At 57.2% G+C, this 16,656-nt stretch carries 15 protein-coding genes and 1 tRNA gene; 11 read left to right on the forward strand and 5 right to left on the reverse strand.

Annotated elements, in window-relative coordinates:
- Nucleotides 1–8 precede the first annotated feature (8 nt).
- Nucleotides 9–1,109 (forward strand): redox-regulated ATPase YchF, encoded by a 1,101-nt coding sequence (gene ychF / locus ACG9DO_RS11775; protein WP_394728141.1) that lies wholly within the window; start codon nucleotides 9–11, stop codon nucleotides 1,107–1,109.
- A gap of 10 nt (nucleotides 1,110–1,119) precedes the next feature.
- Nucleotides 1,120–1,584 (forward strand): MaoC family dehydratase, encoded by a 465-nt coding sequence (locus ACG9DO_RS11780; RefSeq protein ID WP_394728143.1) that lies wholly within the window; start codon nucleotides 1,120–1,122, stop codon nucleotides 1,582–1,584.
- 71 nt (nucleotides 1,585–1,655) lie between these two features.
- Here the strand turns inward: ACG9DO_RS11780 and ACG9DO_RS11785 are convergent, their stop codons facing one another.
- Nucleotides 1,656–2,000: a PilZ domain-containing protein gene (locus ACG9DO_RS11785; protein WP_394728145.1), complete on the reverse strand. Its 345-nt coding sequence runs from the start codon at nucleotides 1,998–2,000 to the stop codon at nucleotides 1,656–1,658.
- 79 nt (nucleotides 2,001–2,079) lie between these two features.
- On the reverse strand, nucleotides 2,080–3,927 hold the full coding sequence (gene mutL, locus ACG9DO_RS11790; RefSeq protein ID WP_394728147.1) for a DNA mismatch repair endonuclease MutL: 1,848 nt from the start codon (nucleotides 3,925–3,927) through the stop codon (nucleotides 2,080–2,082).
- 185 nt (nucleotides 3,928–4,112) lie between these two features.
- On the opposite strand from mutL, the gene ACG9DO_RS11795 reads away from it, so the two are divergent.
- The 6 genes from ACG9DO_RS11795 to ACG9DO_RS11820 all read left to right on the forward strand — a co-directional run bounded on the left by ACG9DO_RS11795 (nucleotide 4,113) and on the right by ACG9DO_RS11820 (nucleotide 10,228).
- Nucleotides 4,113–5,156, forward strand: coding sequence for a rod shape-determining protein (locus ACG9DO_RS11795; RefSeq protein WP_394728149.1), 1,044 nt, complete (start codon nucleotides 4,113–4,115; stop codon nucleotides 5,154–5,156).
- A 61-nt stretch (nucleotides 5,157–5,217) separates the two neighbouring features.
- Nucleotides 5,218–6,123 (forward strand): rod shape-determining protein MreC, encoded by a 906-nt coding sequence (gene mreC, locus ACG9DO_RS11800; protein ID WP_394728151.1) that lies wholly within the window; start codon nucleotides 5,218–5,220, stop codon nucleotides 6,121–6,123.
- On the forward strand, nucleotides 6,123–6,677 hold the full coding sequence (gene mreD, locus ACG9DO_RS11805; protein ID WP_394728153.1) for a rod shape-determining protein MreD: 555 nt from the start codon (nucleotides 6,123–6,125) through the stop codon (nucleotides 6,675–6,677). Before mreC ends, mreD begins: the two co-directional genes overlap by 1 nt.
- The gene (gene mrdA / locus ACG9DO_RS11810) at nucleotides 6,677–8,899 is read left to right on the forward strand and encodes a penicillin-binding protein 2 (protein ID WP_394728155.1); all 2,223 of its coding nucleotides are present in this window, start codon (nucleotides 6,677–6,679) and stop codon (nucleotides 8,897–8,899) included. Before mreD ends, mrdA begins: the two co-directional genes overlap by 1 nt.
- Nucleotides 8,896–10,011: a rod shape-determining protein RodA gene (gene rodA, locus ACG9DO_RS11815; RefSeq protein WP_394728157.1), complete on the forward strand. Its 1,116-nt coding sequence runs from the start codon at nucleotides 8,896–8,898 to the stop codon at nucleotides 10,009–10,011. Before mrdA ends, rodA begins: the two co-directional genes overlap by 4 nt.
- Before the next feature lie 141 nt (nucleotides 10,012–10,152).
- Nucleotides 10,153–10,228: transfer RNA gene (locus ACG9DO_RS11820), tRNA-Lys, on the forward strand.
- A gap of 102 nt (nucleotides 10,229–10,330) precedes the next feature.
- Here ACG9DO_RS11820 and ACG9DO_RS11825 read toward each other — a convergent pair.
- Nucleotides 10,331–10,534, reverse strand: a complete 204-nt coding sequence (locus tag ACG9DO_RS11825; RefSeq protein WP_394728159.1) for a hypothetical protein — start codon at nucleotides 10,532–10,534, stop codon at nucleotides 10,331–10,333.
- Nucleotides 10,535–10,952: 418 nt separating this feature from the next.
- Here ACG9DO_RS11825 and ACG9DO_RS11830 point away from each other — a divergent pair, with 418 nt between their 5' ends.
- From ACG9DO_RS11830 to ACG9DO_RS11840, 3 genes are all read left to right on the forward strand, one after another.
- Nucleotides 10,953–11,525 (forward strand): hypothetical protein, encoded by a 573-nt coding sequence (locus ACG9DO_RS11830; RefSeq protein WP_394728161.1) that lies wholly within the window; start codon nucleotides 10,953–10,955, stop codon nucleotides 11,523–11,525.
- A 41-nt stretch (nucleotides 11,526–11,566) separates the two neighbouring features.
- On the forward strand, nucleotides 11,567–12,049 hold the full coding sequence (locus ACG9DO_RS11835; protein WP_394728163.1) for a hypothetical protein: 483 nt from the start codon (nucleotides 11,567–11,569) through the stop codon (nucleotides 12,047–12,049).
- Between the two features lie 275 nt (nucleotides 12,050–12,324).
- Nucleotides 12,325–13,215, forward strand: coding sequence for a LytTR family DNA-binding domain-containing protein (locus ACG9DO_RS11840; RefSeq protein ID WP_394731266.1), 891 nt, complete (start codon nucleotides 12,325–12,327; stop codon nucleotides 13,213–13,215).
- Nucleotides 13,216–13,218: 3 nt separating this feature from the next.
- Here the strand turns inward: ACG9DO_RS11840 and ACG9DO_RS11845 are convergent, their stop codons facing one another.
- Nucleotides 13,219–14,046: a DUF1838 family protein gene (locus ACG9DO_RS11845; protein WP_394728165.1), complete on the reverse strand. Its 828-nt coding sequence runs from the start codon at nucleotides 14,044–14,046 to the stop codon at nucleotides 13,219–13,221.
- A gap of 263 nt (nucleotides 14,047–14,309) precedes the next feature.
- Complete coding sequence (locus ACG9DO_RS11850) at nucleotides 14,310–16,604, reverse strand: TonB-dependent receptor (RefSeq protein WP_394728167.1); 2,295 nt, start codon at nucleotides 16,602–16,604, stop codon at nucleotides 14,310–14,312.
- Between the last annotated feature and the right edge of the window lie 52 nt (nucleotides 16,605–16,656).

The following is a 16,656-nucleotide window of genomic DNA, read 5'->3' on the forward strand; positions in this document are numbered from 1 at the left end:
AGTATGTAATGGGTTTCCGTTGTGGGATTGTCGGCTTGCCCAATGTCGGCAAGTCCACCCTGTTTAATGCCTTGACCGAGACGCAGGCCGCGCAGGCCGCGAACTATCCGTTCTGCACGATCGAGCCCAATGTCGGCCAGGTCGCCGTTCCGGACGAGCGGCTCGACAAGATCGCAGCCATTGCCAAGTCTGCCAAGGTCATCCCGACGCAGCTGGCGTTCGTGGACATTGCCGGCCTCGTCAAAGGCGCGAGCAAGGGCGAAGGGCTCGGCAACCAGTTCCTCGGCAATATCCGCGAAGTCGACGCAATCGTCCACGTGCTGCGCTGCTTCGAGGATGACGACATTCAGCATGTCGCGAACAAGGTGGATCCGCTGGCGGACGCAGAAGTGGTCGAGACCGAGCTGATGCTGGCAGACCTGGAAAGCTTGGAAAAACGTGTTCCGAACGCACAGAAACGCGCGACGGGAGGCGACAAGGAAGCCAAGCTGATGGCCTCCGTGCTGGGGCAGGCGCTGGACCTGCTGCGCGAAGGCAAGCCAGCGCGGCTGACTGAACCCAAGGATGACGAGGAAGCCCGCATCTTCGCGCAGGCGCAGCTGCTGACGGCCAAGCCCGTGCTCTATGTCTGCAATGTCGCGGAAGATGAAGCGGCGAGCGGCAATGCGCTATCCGAAGCGGTATTTGCCAAGGCCGAGGCCGAAGGCGCGCAGGCTGTGGTCGTCTCCGCCGCGATCGAAGCGGAACTCGTCGCCATGCCGCCCGAAGACCGCGCGGAGTATCTCGAATCGCTGGGGCTGGAGGAAAGCGGGCTCGCCCGCGTTATCCGCGCCGGATACAAACTGCTCGGCCTCAAGACCTTCTTCACCGCAGGCCCCAAGGAAGCGCGCGCATGGACGTTTCCTGAAGGCGCGAAGGCGCCGCAAGCCGCTGGCGAAATCCATACCGATTTCGAGAAGGGCTTCATCCGCGCGGAAACCATTGCCTATTCCGATTACGTCGCGCTCGGTGGGGAAGTTGGCGCGAAAGAAGCCGGCAAGATGCGTCAGGAAGGCAAGGAATACCTTGTTCAGGACGGCGATATCATGCTGTTCAAGTTCAACGTTTAAGAGACTGACATTGCTTTATTTTGAGGACTTGGAAGTCGGCTCAAAGCAGAGTTTTGGGCGCTATGAAGTGACGCGCGAGGAAGTGCTGGATTTCGCATCGAAATACGATCCCCAACCGTTTCACCTGGACGATGAAGCTGCGGCGAAGACTCATTTTGGCAAGCTTTCCGCAAGCGGCTGGCATACCTGCGCCATGACCATGGCGATGATGGTTGAGAATATGAAAAGCGTGAAGCAGGCAGGGCTCGGCTCCCCCGGTATCGACAATCTGATGTGGAAGAAGCCGGTCTTTCCCGGCGATGTCTTGCGCGTTGAAGGCGAAGTGATCGAGAAGCGCCGGAGCAAGTCTCGGCCCGAAATGGGCCTCTTCAAGAGCCGCGCAATGGTGTTCAACCAGAACGATGAGGTTGTGCTAGAGATGACTTCAAACGGATTGATCCAGGTCCGCGATCCGAATTCGCCGCCAAACTCATAAGGTCAGGACCCCTTAATCGCATCATACGTGCGAGCGGTCATGCGGGCGATCTGCGGACATGGCTCAAGGTCTTATTTCTGTATATCTCGTGATTGGACCGGCCAGACCAATTGTGTGAGCACCTGGTCATCCAACCGATGATCAAACTGGCAACCGCTTGCTCCGACCCGCGACCAAACAATCGTGCCTGACAGCAACACGCTGTTCTCAATCTTGAGTGTCAGTGGCAAGTCCGTATCGAGCGCCGCCATACATTCGAGCAAGCATCCCGTTCTGGAGATATTGGATACCCTCGCCGTCAGGCCCGCACGTCCAGGCTGCCGGACGCGCGCCCAGACCTTGGTCTGGAAGCGCCGATCCCTTGGGATCCGGCCTTGGGCCACGGACACATCCGAAATGAGCAGTTTGGAAGCCATGATCAATCAAGAATTCCACAAGAGGGCTACTGTCCGATTTCACTCAAGCCCTGTAGAAATACGGAAACCGGTTGCGGCCTCAATGCCGTCCGAACAGCTTCTCGACGTCTTCCATGCTGAGCTTCACCCAGGTCGGGCGGCCATGATTGCACTGGCCTGAGCGCGGGGTCGCTTCCATTTCGCGCAGCAGCGCGTTCATTTCCGCGACTGACAAGGCCCGCCCTGCTCTCACCGAACCATGGCAAGCCATGGTCGCAAGGACATGCTCGATTTTCTCTTCCAAGAGCAACGCCTGCCCATGCTTGGCGATGTCATCGGCAAGGTCGGTCAACAGCGCCTGCGAGTCACCCTTGCGAAGCGCGTGCGGCATGGCGCGCACGAGCATGGCGGAAGGTCCGAAGCGCTCGATTACAAGCCCGAACTTGGCAAAACCGTCAGCAGCTTCCTCCAGCCGGTCGCAATCAACCTCGTCCATTTCAACTACATCAGGTACGAGCAGCGCTTGCGATCGGGCAGCGGCCTCCCCCGCCCCGGCCGCACGGAGCCGCTCCAACACTAACCGCTCGTGCGCGGCGTGCTGATCGACCAGCACCAGCCCGTCAGCGCTCTCGGCAACGATATAGGTGTTCGCGACTTGCCCGCGTGCAATGCCGAGGGGAAATTCAGCAGCGTCTTCCGGAAGAGGCGCTGCTTCTTCTGCCCTGCCCTGAGGTGCGGCGATGACTTCGCCATCCACTTGCGGTGCGCGCCAGGCTTGGGACGCTTCTGAGACCCGCGATTGGGGCGCTGACCAATCGCGCGAAAAAATGGATGCCAGCGCAGGAGAAACCTCGTCACGTGCTGGCTCTTGCTGCCAACGCGCCATGGCGCCGCGATCCGGGCCCTGAGCTGATTGACTTGCGCTGCGCCGGTCGCCAGTGCTGAGCGCTTGCCGAAGCCCCGAGACGATAAACCCGCGCACTGCGTTTGCATCGCGGAAGCGAACCTCGGTCTTGGCCGGATGGACATTCACGTCGACATCCTCGCTCGGCAGTTCGAGGAACAGGGCGAGCACAGCGTGCCGGTCCCTGGCGAGCATATCGGAGTACGCCCCGCGCACCGCGCCGACCAGCAGACGGTCCTTTACCGGGCGGCCATTGACGAACAGGTACTGGTGGTCTGCCACGCCGCGATTGTAGGTCGGCAGGCCCGCAATCCCGGTGAGCCGCATCACGCCAGCAGGCGAAGGCCGCTCCAGCTCAATCGCGACACCGTTGTCTTTCAATTCGCGCGCGACGATCCCCGCAACGCGGTCTGTCAGTGCCTCACCAGATTGGGTTGCAAGGACCTTGCGATCTCCATGCTGCATCTTGAAAGCAATGTCGGGCCGGGCCATCGCCAGCCGCCGCACGACATCGAGACAGGCAGCGTATTCGCTCCGTGCGGTGCGAAGGAATTTGCGGCGCGCGGGCACTTGGGCAAACAGTTTCTCAACGGTCATGCGTGTGCCGGGCGGAAGCGCGGCTGGGGCAGCTTCGCGTAGCTCGCCGTGATCAACAACGGTCTTCCAGCCGCTGTCCGCATCCCGCACCCTGCTCTCGATCGTAAGCCGTGCCACGCTCGCAATCGAAGGAAGCGCCTCGCCCCGAAAGCCTAGCGTGCGCACGCGCTCGATCGCCCCTTCCTCGCCTACCAGCTCCAGCGGCAGTTTGGAGGTCGCATGGCGTTCCAGCGCGATTGCAATATCCTCTGCCGACATGCCGCAGCCATTGTCCGCGACCTCAATCTTCACAAGTCCGCCGTCGACGAGCTTCACATTAATCCGACTCGCCCCTGCATCGATGGCGTTTTCGACCAGTTCCTTCAGCGCAGCCGCAGGCCGTTCCACCACTTCGCCCGCGGCAATGCGGTTCACCAGGCTGGCGGGAAGGCGGCGAATTTCAGGCATGTTCTGCAATCTAGCGGTCAATTGCCGCAAATTCGAGGCCAGCGGTGGAAAATCCGCTCTGCCGTCAACAATTATTTTGGCCTTTCCATGGTGTATTGGTTAGAGCATCCCCATCTCGACAACATAGGGTCACGGCAGAGTGAAAAATCTGCCGATAGCAAGGCCCGCAGGAACCGCGGTATCCCATGAGCTTCTTTTCCAATCTTCTTAAATTCGGTTCACAGAACATGGCCATCGACCTGGGGACGGCCAATACGCTGGTCTATGTCCAGGACCAGGGCATCATTCTCAACGAGCCGTCCGTGGTCGCGATCGAGACCATCAACGGTATCAAGCGCGTCAAGGCAGTCGGTGACGATGCAAAGATGATGATGGGCAAAACCCCCGACAGCATCGAAGCGATCCGCCCCTTGCGCGATGGCGTCATCGCCGACATCGAAATTGCGGAAGAGATGATCAAGCACTTCATCCGCAAGGTGCATGGCAAGCGCTCCTTGTTCCGCTACCCGGAGATCGTGATTTGCGTACCGTCGGGCTCCACCTCGGTTGAACGCCGTGCGATCCGCGATGCGGCTTCGAACGCAGGCGCATCCCAAGTACACCTGATCCTTGAGCCGATGGCCGCAGCAATCGGCGCCGACATGCCGGTTACAGAGCCGGTTGGTTCCATGGTGGTCGATATTGGCGGCGGCACGACCGAAGTGGCAGTGCTGTCTCTGCGCGGCCTGGCTTACACCACTTCGGTCCGCACGGGCGGGGACAAGATGGACGAAGCGATCGTCTCTTATGTTCGCCGCCATCACAACCTGCTGATTGGCGAAAGCACAGCGGAACGGATCAAGAAGGATTATGGGGTTGCTGTTCCGCCCGAAGACGGAGTTGGCGAGACCATCACCATCAAGGGCCGTGACCTCGTCAACGGTGTTCCAAAGGAAATCACCATCAACCAGGCGCATGTCGCAGAAGCGCTCAACGAACCGATTGGTGCGATCGTTGAAGGCGTGCGCATCGCCCTGGAGAATACCGCGCCCGAGCTCGCGGCAGATATTGTCGATCAGGGCATAGTCCTGACAGGCGGCGGTGCGTTGATCCGGCGCCTCGACGAGCATCTTCGCGAAGAGACCGGCCTACCGGTCAGCATCGCGGAAGACCCGCTGTCCTGTGTCGCGGTTGGTACTGGCCGTGCGATGGAAGACCCGATCTATCGCGGCGTGCTGATGGACGCATAATCGAGCGTCCGGCCTTTCGCGGGGAGCGAAAGAAGGGCCGGCTCAAGAGGAGGAAGCAGGCATGGCGCCGCCATCATCCCGGCGCTCGGGCCATTCGCGCAGAGCGCAATATTCGGTCTTTACCGGCTATGTGGTAGCCGGGATTGGTGCGCTTATTGGCGGCGTTCTCCTGGGAATCTCACTCTGGCAGCCTCAGGCATTCGCTGGCCTGCGCAATGGTGCAAGCGAAGTCATCGCGCCTACAGGAGAGGCAACAACGGCCGTGCGCAGCAGCGGCACAGGCTTCTTCGAATCCATTTCGGGCTACCTCAAGCGCGGCAGCGAATATGCCGCTCTTAAGGAAGAAGTCGAACTTGCTCGCGTCCGTCTCGCCGAGGCGGAAGCAGTCGAGCAGGAAAATGCGCGGCTCAAAGCGTTGCTCAGCCTTAAAGACAATGACGTCGAGCCCGTCACCGTATCCCGCCTTGTCGGATCGACCTCGTCAAGCTCGCGTCGTTTCGCTTACCTTGGCGCGGGGAGCGCGGACGGGGTCGCGATTGGACAGCCAGTGCGATCCCCGCGCGGCGTGGTGGGGCGCGTACTGGAAGTGTCACTCAATTCAGCACGTGTGCTGCTTCTGACCGATAGCGAGAGCGTGTTGCCGGTCCGCCGCGCGACGGACGATGTCGTCGCCTTTGCCGAAGGGCGCGGCGACGGCCTGCTACGCATCCGCTTGATCAATCTCGGCATCAATCCGCTCGAAGTGGGGGACGTCTTCGTCACCAGCGGCGCAGGTGGATATTACAGACCTGGCGTGGCAGTCGCAGTGCTCAGCGAGATTACCGATGATGGCGGAATCGCCCGGCTCATTGCGGATCCGGCAGCAACGGATTTTGTCTCGGTCGAACCGATCTGGCAGCCGGGCGCAGTCGATGGCGCCGCAACGCCGATTGAGCTGGAGTTGGACGAAGAGACGGTGGGCGGCTGATGGAGCGGCTCAACCTCAAATCGCGTTCGGACCAATACGGCAGGCGCATCAATCGGGTGCATTCCCCGCTGCGCGCGCAAATCGTTCCTTATGCCTCGATCCTGATCGCTTCGGTTTTGCCTGCGCTGTTCATGTCAGGCGTCATGCCGGTATCGCCGCCGTTGGGATTTCTTGTCCTGCTGGGATGGAGATTGGTCCGGCCTGGACTGCTGCCCTTGTGGGTCGGCTTGCCCCTTGGCGCCTTTGACGACTTGTTCAGCGGGCAACCCTTTGGCAGTGCGATCCTGTTGTGGTCGCTGGCCATGCTGATACTTGAATTCCTGGAGGAGCGCTTCCCGTTTCGCGGGTTCTGGCAGGACTGGTTCACCGCTGGTCTAGCAATTCTGCTCTATCTGATCGCAGCCATGGCAGCCTCAGGAACAGCGCCCACCATCTATCATTTGTCCGCCAGCGTGCCTCAGGCCTTGCTGTCGATTCTGCTTTACCCCATTATTGCGCTCATGGTCGCTGCACTCGACAGATTCCGGCTTTCGCGCGTACGGGTGATCCGCTGATGGTGAGAAAGGGCAAACGCCCGATTATCAGCGCCTCCACTCTGAAGCACGACTTCGACCGGCGCAGTTTCTTCATCGGGGCCATTCAGGGTGGCATCGGTGTGCTGCTTGCCGTGCGCATGGGCTACATCGTATTGGCCGAGGGCGACAAGTACACCGTTGAATCCGAAAGCAACCGCGTCAATCTGACTCTGATCCCTCCCCGGCGCGGCTGGATCCTTGATCGCAATGGCGCCCCCCTCGCCTCCAACCGGGCTGACTTTCGTGTCGACGTTATTCCAGAGCGGTTGAAAGACCCGGAAACAACAGTCGACCAGCTCGGCGAACTGCTTTCCCTGAGAGCTGACCGCATCCAGGACATCAAGGAAAAGATAAAGAGCGCTCGCGGCTTTCAGCCGATCGAGATTGCAAGCGGGCTGGAATATGACCAGTTTGCTGCCGTCAGTGTGCGCCTGCCTGACATGCAGGGCGTGGTTCCGCAGCGCGGCTTCTCGCGCTTTTATCCCACTGCCACCTCTGTTGGCCATCTCATCGGATATGTCGGTCCAGCCTCAGCCGAGGAATACGAGCTTGACCGCAACCCCTTGCTCATCACGCCGGGTTACAAGATCGGCAAGGATGGGCTGGAGAAGCAGTTCGAGCAGACCTTGCGCGGCGTACCCGGGGCGCGCCGGGTCGAAGTGACTGCCTCAGGCCGGATCGTGCGTGACCTTGAAGCCCGTGAGGATGTCCAGGGCAAACCAGTGCGCCTGACGATCGACGGCCCTCTGCAGGATTATGCCGCGCGCCGCATCGGCCTCGAATCGGGTTCCGTGGTCGTTATCGATTGTCTGACTGGCGACTTGCTGTGCATGGCGAGCATGCCCAGCTTTGATCCCAACAGCTTTTCTGACGGGATCGGCAGCGTGGAATATTCCATGCTGCGCGATGATGAGCGTGTGCCGCTGCGCAACAAAGTCCTCAAAGGGCTCTATCCGCCGGGTTCGACAGTCAAACCGATGGTTTCCATGGCATTTCTGCGTGAAGGCCTTGATCCCGACGAAACAGTGTTTTGTGGCGGCGGCCTGCGCGTCGGCAACCGTGTATTCCGCTGCTGGAAACGCGGCGGGCATGGCACGGTCAACATGGCCAAGGGCATCTATCAAAGCTGCGATGTCTATTATTATTACTTCGCGCAGCGCATCGGGATGGATCCGATCGCCGCGATGAACAAGCGCTGCGGCCTCGGCGAGGAGTTTCCCTTGCCTGTCACCAGCCAGTTTTACGGTACAGTTCCTGATCCTGAATGGAAGCTCAAGAAATACGGGCGAGAATGGCAGGCGTTCGACACCGTCAACGCAACCATCGGCCAGGGATACATGCTGGCGAACCCGTTGCAGCTCGCGGTCAGCGCAGCACGGCTTGCAACAGGCCGCCATGTCATGCCGCGCCTCACCATGGATACACCGCCCAAAGGCTTTGACCAGGTTGATTTTTCGGACGAGCATGTGCGCTATGTCCGCCAGGCCATGAGCGACGTGGTCAACGGACCAGGTACGGCCGGACGCGGACGCTTGCCGTTCGAGGACATCAAGATAGCAGGCAAAACCGGAACCGCACAGGTCGTCTCGCTCAACAAGTCAGACGGCAAGACTGGTCCCTGGAAATATCGCGATCACGGTCTCTTCACTTTCTTCGCGCCGTTCGACAATCCGCGTTATGCCGGTGCGGTGGTGATTGAGCACGGCGGCGGTTCGGGCGCCGCCTACCCCATCGCGCGCGACGTGGTGACGTTCCTGTTCGATCCAGCCAAAGGGATGGAGGCCTTGCGCGCGCTGGAGAAGCAATGGGGCGGAACGGCACAGGAGCGGCTCGAGCGCAAATATGCGGCCTATGCAGCGGAACGCGGCGAGCTTGTGACACCGCCACCAAGGCGTGATGAAGACATTTTTGACATGGTCGAAGCCGAAGCGCGGCTCGCAGCCACGCAAGCGGAAGAAATTGCGAATGAAGTCATAGCCCCGCGGCCTGAGGCTGCGCCAGCGGCACCGCCGCGCACCAATCCGCTTGCACCCGATGGGGCTGAAGCAGTTCCGGCTGAACCGCCGGGCTCGACCGCTGCACGGCCAGCTGCCGCATCTGCCGATGCAGCGCCTGCTGCGCAGGCCCGCCAGAATTCCGTGCCTAGGCCATCGCCAAGCGCTGCCCCCTCCCCCACATCCACGAGCTCAGCGCCCAGATGAACAGCATTGTACCCGCACCGATCGCGCGCCAGCCCTGGCAGATGCTGATCCCGCTATTCGCTCTGATCGCCTTCGGGGCGGCCGTGCTTTATTCCGCTGCTGGGGGATCGATGCAGCCCTATGCCGCATCGCATCTGATCCGATTCGCTGTTTTCCTCGCCATGGCGAGCGTGATTGCAATCATGCCGCGCGATGTGGTCAAGTTCATGACCTATCCGGCCTATGTTGTGGTTCTCCTCATGCTGGTGGGGGTGGAAGCGATAGGATTCGTCGGTGGTGGCAGCCAGCGCTGGCTGGACCTGGGTTTCATGCAATTGCAGCCGTCAGAACTGATGAAGCCTGTGATCGTGCTGACGCTCGCGCGTTTTTATGACGGTCTACCCGTAGGCATGTTCAGTTCCTGGCAAGCGATTGTGCCTGCCGGGGCGCTGATCGGCTTTCCAGTGCTGCTCGTCCTGCTGCAACCGGATCTTGGCACCTCGCTTGCGATCCTGTTCGGCGGGGCAGTTATCATGTTCCTCGCTGGGCTCCCGATGCGCTGGTTTTTGTGGGGAGCCGGGGCGGCGGCCGTCGCTGCTCCGCTGGCGTTCTTTTTCGGACTGCAGGAATATCAGCAGCGACGGGTCACGACCTTCCTCGATCCGGAAAGCGACCCGCTCGGAGCAGGTTATCACATCACCCAGTCCAAGATCGCGATCGGTTCTGGCGGAATCACTGGCAAGGGGTTCAACGAAGGCTCGCAGAGCCACCTCAACTATCTGCCGGAACCACACACCGATTTCGTCTTCGCTACCATGGCGGAGGAATGGGGACTGATCGGCGGCGTCTTCGTGATCGCCGTATTCGCAATCATCCTCAGCTGGGGCTGGAAGGTTGCGCGTGCATCGCAGGATCGGTTTGCGCGTCTGATTGCAGGCGGCATGGTCGCGACCATTTTCTTTTACGTGGCGATCAACCTGATGATGGTGATGGGGCTCGCTCCGGTGGTTGGAATTCCCCTGCCTTTCATGAGCCATGGCGGCTCGTCGATGATGACCAACATGATCTGCATTGGCGCCTTGCTGATGGTGAACCGCTGGAACCGCAATTCCCCCAAAGCGCGGCTTGGGTAAGTACGGCTGCGCGAGGCTTACCGCTCGCGTCCCGATATCCCCTTTTCTTTGCCGTCAACGTCGCTATATGCAGCGCCTCGCACGATTCGGTTGCGGCCTCGCCACACCCACTCGTGCAATCCCAAGCGGTAAATCCGGTGTGGACGCATAGCTCAGTTGGTAGAGCAGCTGACTCTTAATCAGCGGGTCCTAGGTTCGAGCCCTAGTGCGTCCACCACCTTCTTTTCATTGAAGAATTTCCGCTTTCAGAGACTGCATTTTTCGACAAACTAAAGTCGCTAGCAATCACTTAGCTATCACCAGCACCAGAAATTGCGGCCTAGGTACCGTCCCACAAGCCCGATTCTCCGTCGAAGCTGCTTGCCGCCCTCATACCCAGCACTAGCCAATCAATCGCATCCCACTCGGGATCAATCAGCCTATCATCTTCCAGAAACGCCGGAACGATAGAGTCAATCGGAACGATAGCTTTTTGGCCTAGCCCTCGCTCGTGCGGTTTTTTGCGGGTTGTTTTAGCGGTCATCGCGCAAACGCCGGGTTTCTTACCCTTGCCTCAATTGCCCCTACAAATGCGGGAGCGTTGAACTAGTAAATTCTTTGTTCCTGAATTGTTCTTAGTCTGGCAATGTGAGAATCGTGTCCAGCATTCGCCTCGAAAGCCTCTCCGACTTTGCCCGTCATAACTACTTAGTGCGGATTGAATGCGAGTGCGGCAGGATAACTCTACAGGACCCGATCAAATTGCTGGAAGTGTGCCATAGGCGCGGCTGGGGGCACCGCATGGAGCAAGTGCAGGCGCGGCTTAAATGTGGGGAGTGCGGGAAAAGACCAACGCAGGTGGGGCCTGCCTTCGGAAATGCCCGCTAAAGACCGATTCGCGCACACGCCTGGGGCGATAGTTACTAACGGGTCTTCCTGATAATTATTGACCTTATCAAGCGATGCAATTTTGGTACGAAACTAAATATCATATTTGCATCGCGGATGCGCTTCGGCCAAGCTTCATCGGCGGATCGAACAAAGAGGGCGTGGTGAAAAAACTTCCGAAGCTAAAATGCTTATCGCTTGGACTGCTATTCGTATCCCCAATAAGCGCTGCACACGGGCAAAGTCAGCCTGAGACTATGCAATTCGTTGAATGTGATTTCGATAAAACAACTGAAGTCTATGGCTTCGAGGAAACGCCGGCGAAGGTCGTAGACGGCCTAAATTCTGCTCTTAGCATCAAAGCCTTTGAAGTTTCAGATTACGTGGTGCGCTTCGCTTACGAGAACCCATTCAAGGCAATCGACCTCTATGCCAAGTGGGCTCCTGAGACGACAAACGAGCATAAAGTCACCGGCCTGACTGTAGAGATCAATCGTCTCACAGGTATTGGACAATTGATCTTTACCCGACCGCTAACCGATGCAGAAAAAAACACCTGCGAACAGGATAGAGGATGGGGGTGTAATGACCAGCTAGTAGTGGCCTCTGCAAGAGGAAAATGCCGTGCAGTTGTACGGCGATTTTGAGAGTCGAAGAGATGAGAAGGCTAGTCTTTAGTTTCGCTCTGTTGATCACCTCGACGCAAGCTATCGGACAAGAACCGTGGAAGAAGTTCTGGCTGTCGCATGGCATCCATCAAGGCATGACAGAGGCGGAATTTAACGAGAAGGCTGTCGAGTACAACTTCAAGGTCGAGCCATTGACAGCGGGGGATGACACTAAAGTCGTAAAGGCTGGCGATACAGATTATTGGCTTCTCTTTTGTGATGGCAAGCTAACTTACGCTTCTTGGACTTTCGACACGAATGAGGAGTTGATCAAATCCCTTAACGAACGGATCAACAAGCAGGGCTTCAGAATGGCGAACTACGAAGTTAGTTCGCAGTACAACGATGCAACCGGACAAGAGTTCAATCAGTTCACGATGCGTTTGGACAATCCTGAACGAGCGTACTCTGTCACCTATGTACTTTTTGAAGCCAATGGCCAGGTGACGGTGGAGGACACCGAGTACGACGATACTCACGGCTGCATCCGCGAGGGCTCTTGAAGATGCCAAGTCTAGCGCGCTGGGATTTTTGGATTGCAAAAGCCCTTACCTCGGCAGGTAAATGACATTGGTGATGGTACTAGTTTCGCTAGACAAAGGTTGGTTGGCGTCAGCGATACGGGGTCTTCGAGCGGAAAGCTGACGTTCCGCAAACGACCCAATTGCAGACATCCAACCTGAATGATGCTCGCGGGCCGGTCATTTTCGCGTTAGACGCGGGTCCACCGCTAATGCTATTGGCAACTAGGGTTGTCTGTTGGTGTTCGAATTTGACGGTGAAGATACAGCGCTTTTTGGTCTTGAATCTGGCTTTGCCTGTGCTGCTCGCGCTTTATATCGCGGTCGCACAGGCGCTTCCTTATTCGAACTCTGCCCCGATCAAGGTGTTTATAGTCTACTGCGCCACCGCGATCCCATTCTACTTCGTTGCTCAAGCCTTCAGTTTCGGCTTTCTGAAGGCTTTAGAACGGGTTCTGTGGCATCGTGCTCTGGCGCTGCTGATGGGCGCGATTGCCGCAATACTGTTCGGTTATTTCTATCTTGAACTGGTCGGGTCCTTGATCTGGTACCACGTGCCCTTCCTGGTTGGTGGTCTATCGCCGGGGTTCGAGCCTGCAGCAAGCGGTTTCCTCGACTACCTGGCCTCGAGCACATCGCTTCTGTTTCCTTTGATATGGATGCTGGCGAACCTTATCTATGAGGCGATCAGCCGGGACAGGCTTTTCTTCCCGGACAGGATGAATAAGAGCGAGCGGGCACACAGAGGCGAACGCCACTCAAGAAGCGGTGCCGGTACGGGTCAGGTAGCAACCACCTTTCTTACGAAAATCCCACAACATCTGGGTCGGAATCTTATCGCACTCGAGGCTCAAGAACACTACGTCCGCGTTTACACTGATCATGGGAGCGAACTCGTCTTGTACCGCTTCGGCGACGCGGTGACAGAACTCGAAGCGATTGGGTTCGGGGTTCAAGTTCATAGATCCTTTTTTGTCGCACCTAACGCCATTCAGGAGATCAAACGATCGGGCAAATCCTTCAGTTTGCAAATGCAGAACGGTCTAGAAGTTCCCGTAAGCCAATCCTATCGGGGTATAGTCGCTCGCATCCATGATCGCGCCTCGGTCGACCTGTTCCCGACCAATCGCGGAAATAGCATCAGCTGAACCTTAGGCTTGAGCATCAAGCCATCGGAATGGATCGGCTACGACATCCGGGTGATACTGCTGCAAATGGTACTGGATATCCTGCGGCAGGTCATCGAGACGCCAAACTCTGCCTCCCACCGCATGATCGATGGTTCGTCCTGCGATGTTGCCCATCATCATCCAAGGTCTCCAGTCCATCACGAGCGTATAAGAGGACGTGGAATCGACCCAGCTTCTGGTCGGATCGCGAAGCTCGTCAATTGTTGCCCTATTCGTGATAAGCTCCTTGTAAGACCACGGCTTTTCGTTGGGGTCGGTGGGCTCTAGCAAGGTGGTTGCCGTTGTCGTAAGCCAAAAATGGTTTCCCTGCAGCGTCGGCTCCGAAAGCACGACGTCGTAAAGAATTCGCCCGCGCGGTGCGAGTTTGTCGGCAGCTTCCTGGCTCGTCGTATTTGCCGCGCCCCAACTCATTTCTTCGCGGTTCGATGTCTTCACAATGTGTTGGCCCGGGCCGGTCCTGTACAATGGGACCTCCACGCTGGTTCCTGTGAACGGCATCGTGATATTGGGTTGATAGGTTCCGCTATTTGGGTCTGTGTAAAAAGACATTTCGTAGAGCCGGAGGTCGTACGCATCATGCGATATCCGTTCGTATCGCGAGATGGTGCAATTAAGCAGGCCGCACATAGGCTCAAGATTTCCGCCAACCTGAGCAAACCGGGTCCCCTTGATCCAAGCAAAACCTATCCTGCCGTCTGTACTTCCGCGCATCTTCACCAATGCCTCAAGGCGATCAATTGCAGCGCTGCTTCGCTCATCGGTTTTGGCTTCCGAAATCGCGCTCGCCATGCCTATTCCAGCGGGAAATAATGTACTGATCGCGCCGGACTTCAGAACACTTCTACGGGAGATCATTGTTGGGCCTCTTTGATCATTGATGCCGCTAAATCACAATGCGACTGTTGAACCAAAAGCGTTCAAAACCAACACTCGGGCCGGCTTATCTAAGCTTAAGAAATGGAGAGGAATGAAAAGGGGAAGGAACTCTCGCCTTCCCCTTTTCATCTTGCCGCCATGACTGATGAGGAAGAGCCATGACGCCAGGGAGATGATTAGAAATTGAACCCAAGGGTGGCCCCAATCCTGCGGGGGTTGCCTCGTGCAGGAACATATGAAGTGCCAAATGGCGCGGCCGTGAAAAACGCGTTCGCAACGTACTTCTCATTGAGGAGGTTCTTGGCCCAGAACGCCAGTGACCAATGCTCGCTCTTGACGCCCAAACGAGCATTCACAAGCGTCCTTGGTTGGATGTAGCCAGTATTACTCTCGTCGGTCCACATCTTGGATTGCCCCGCCACATCGACCCGTCCGAACAGATCGAGCGAAGCCGTGATCGGCGCATCATAAGCAGCCCCAAAGTTCCACTGCCACTTGGCCGAACGCTGGAGGGTATTTCCACCGATGTCGCCATCGGCGTTGCAGATTACGTCGTCGCATACACCCGCACGCAGGAGGCGGCCGGAAATCGTGCCTTCGTCATACGTTGCATCGATGTAGGCAAGACCGGCGTTGAGAACAAACCCATCGATCAGCTCATATTGCCCTTCCAATTCTGCACCCTTTGAAGAGGCTCCTCCGATATTGGTCGTGATTGTCGCGGTGTTGACGGGCGCTCCAGTCGGGGTCTGTGGAACCTGAAGGTTGGCCCAGTCGATGTAGAACAGGGCGACGTTCAAAATGCCCCGGCCGCCATCGAACACGTTCTTCGAGCCGATCTCATAGGTCCAGTTTTCGTCCGGCCCGAAGAACCTCTCTTCGTCAATCAAACCAGCGAAGGTGGATACATTGATGCCGCCAATCTTTGTGCCCTTAGCAACCGATGCGTAAAACAGATTGTCCGGCGTAGCTTGGAAGTCCACGGAAATCCGTGGCGTGAAATAGCTATCCGAATAAGTAAAGCCCGTGCCAACTACTTCCTTATCCTCGTCTGCGTAGCGGCCCTCGGCCGAAACCGTGAGGCGCTCCTCAATCAAGGGTATAGCGATACGGCCAAATATAGCCTGGCTTTCGGTCAACGTCTGAGCGGTGGTCTGGAACGCACCGGCAGGAACTGCCGTAATTGGCGTTAGATCTCGAAAAGGCATTACACCGAAGGCAAAGATATTGAAATCGTCGCCACTGAGATCAAACGCACCTATCGTGGCGTATATTCCGTTATCAGCCTCGAACTCGAGCCTAGCTTCATGCGTTTCATATTCGTAATTACCGACAGGTCCGAACGTAAAAAAGTTGGCTGCTCCTCCAAAGGCTCCGACGAGTGGATCTTTGTCAATTCCGCCAGCTGAAAAGACTTCTCCTTTGATATTGCCGAACAGATAGCTAATTGAAATATTATCAGTAATTTCGAGGTTCGCGCCGACCCGATAGATCCGCGTCTCGGCATCGAGGCCATAGCTGCGCGGGTCCTTTACAATCCCTTCAGTACCGCTTGGTCCAGGAATGGGGTCGAACGGAATCTTACCACAATACAGTCCGTTTGCATTGCCGCAGATCGTGTCTCCGTTGCTGCTTTCTATCCGATAGGCCGCGCCCCCTTCGGTGAAAGTATCGAACCTGTAGTAGTCCAGATCGACCTTCAGTGCAGAAACCGGGCTCAGGCTTAAGCCGAACATCATGGCTTCTTTGTTGTAGCCACCGATCTTCCCATCCGTGCCGGGATATACGCCTGCATCGGCATCTGGATGATTGTTTGGTATTCCTCCGCCAAATTCCGTGTGCCCAATACCGATCCGCGCAGAGAAGACTTCTGGAACAATAGGGAGGTTAGCCTTGGCAATGATGTCGAAGCCATCGTCCTCGGAAAAGCCGATTTCACCGCTTGCAGAAAAGTCCGAAAGCTCACGGCTTGTGGTGATATAATTAATCGCGCCGGCGAAGGCATTGTTGCCGTAAAGTGCGCTTTGCGGACCCTTAACTACTTCAATCCGCTCAAGATTGGTCGAGCCTAGGTCGAACGCATATTGTCGGGGGATATAGATGCCATCAATAAATACGGAGACATTTGTCTCAAGAGCATCGATGTTAAATTGGTTTGCACCGCGAATGGTCGGAACACCATAACCTCCGTTTGCGAAATCCTCGAATGTAAGGCCCGGAGTCAACAGTGCAACATCCTCAAGATCTGCAATCGACTTGGCTTTGATGTCCTCTGCAGAGAATGCCGAGATCGAGATTGGAACCTCCTGAATCGATTCCTCGATCTTGCGGGCAGTGACAAGGATCACATTGGACGAGGTGTTTGTTTCGGCCCCCATTTCCATTTCTTCTGCTTCTTGAGCTACAGCTGAGCTAGTAGAAATTAGAGCCGCGAAAGCGGCGCCGCACATCAGTTTACGATCATATTTCATGTGTCACCCCCAGGTTTGATTGGAAAGAATGCTTGAAGTGCCCACCATCGAT

Source organism: Altererythrobacter sp. GH1-8 (genome assembly GCF_043702085.1).
Taxonomy (GTDB): domain Bacteria; phylum Pseudomonadota; class Alphaproteobacteria; order Sphingomonadales; family Sphingomonadaceae; genus Erythrobacter.

Bases quoted from the DNA above. Each gene is read 5' to 3' on its own strand.
- ychF (WP_394728141.1), top strand. From the start codon at position 9: ATGGGTTTCCGTTGTGGGATTGTCGGCTTGCCCAATGTCGGCAAGTCC.
- ACG9DO_RS11785 (WP_394728145.1), bottom strand. From the start codon at position 2,000: ATGGCTTCCAAACTGCTCATTTCGGATGTGTCCGTGGCCCAAGGCCGG.
- mutL (WP_394728147.1), bottom strand. From the start codon at position 3,927: ATGCCTGAAATTCGCCGCCTTCCCGCCAGCCTGGTGAACCGCATTGCC.
- ACG9DO_RS11795 (WP_394728149.1), top strand. From the start codon at position 4,113: ATGAGCTTCTTTTCCAATCTTCTTAAATTCGGTTCACAGAACATGGCC.
- mreC (WP_394728151.1), top strand. From the start codon at position 5,218: ATGGCGCCGCCATCATCCCGGCGCTCGGGCCATTCGCGCAGAGCGCAA.
- mreD (WP_394728153.1), top strand. From the start codon at position 6,123: ATGGAGCGGCTCAACCTCAAATCGCGTTCGGACCAATACGGCAGGCGC.
- mrdA (WP_394728155.1), top strand. From the start codon at position 6,677: ATGGTGAGAAAGGGCAAACGCCCGATTATCAGCGCCTCCACTCTGAAG.
- rodA (WP_394728157.1), top strand. From the start codon at position 8,896: ATGAACAGCATTGTACCCGCACCGATCGCGCGCCAGCCCTGGCAGATG.
- ACG9DO_RS11825 (WP_394728159.1), bottom strand. From the start codon at position 10,534: ATGACCGCTAAAACAACCCGCAAAAAACCGCACGAGCGAGGGCTAGGC.
- ACG9DO_RS11830 (WP_394728161.1), top strand. From the start codon at position 10,953: ATGCAATTTTGGTACGAAACTAAATATCATATTTGCATCGCGGATGCG.
- ACG9DO_RS11845 (WP_394728165.1), bottom strand. From the start codon at position 14,046: ATGGCGAGCGCGATTTCGGAAGCCAAAACCGATGAGCGAAGCAGCGCT.
- ACG9DO_RS11850 (WP_394728167.1), bottom strand. From the start codon at position 16,604: ATGAAATATGATCGTAAACTGATGTGCGGCGCCGCTTTCGCGGCTCTA.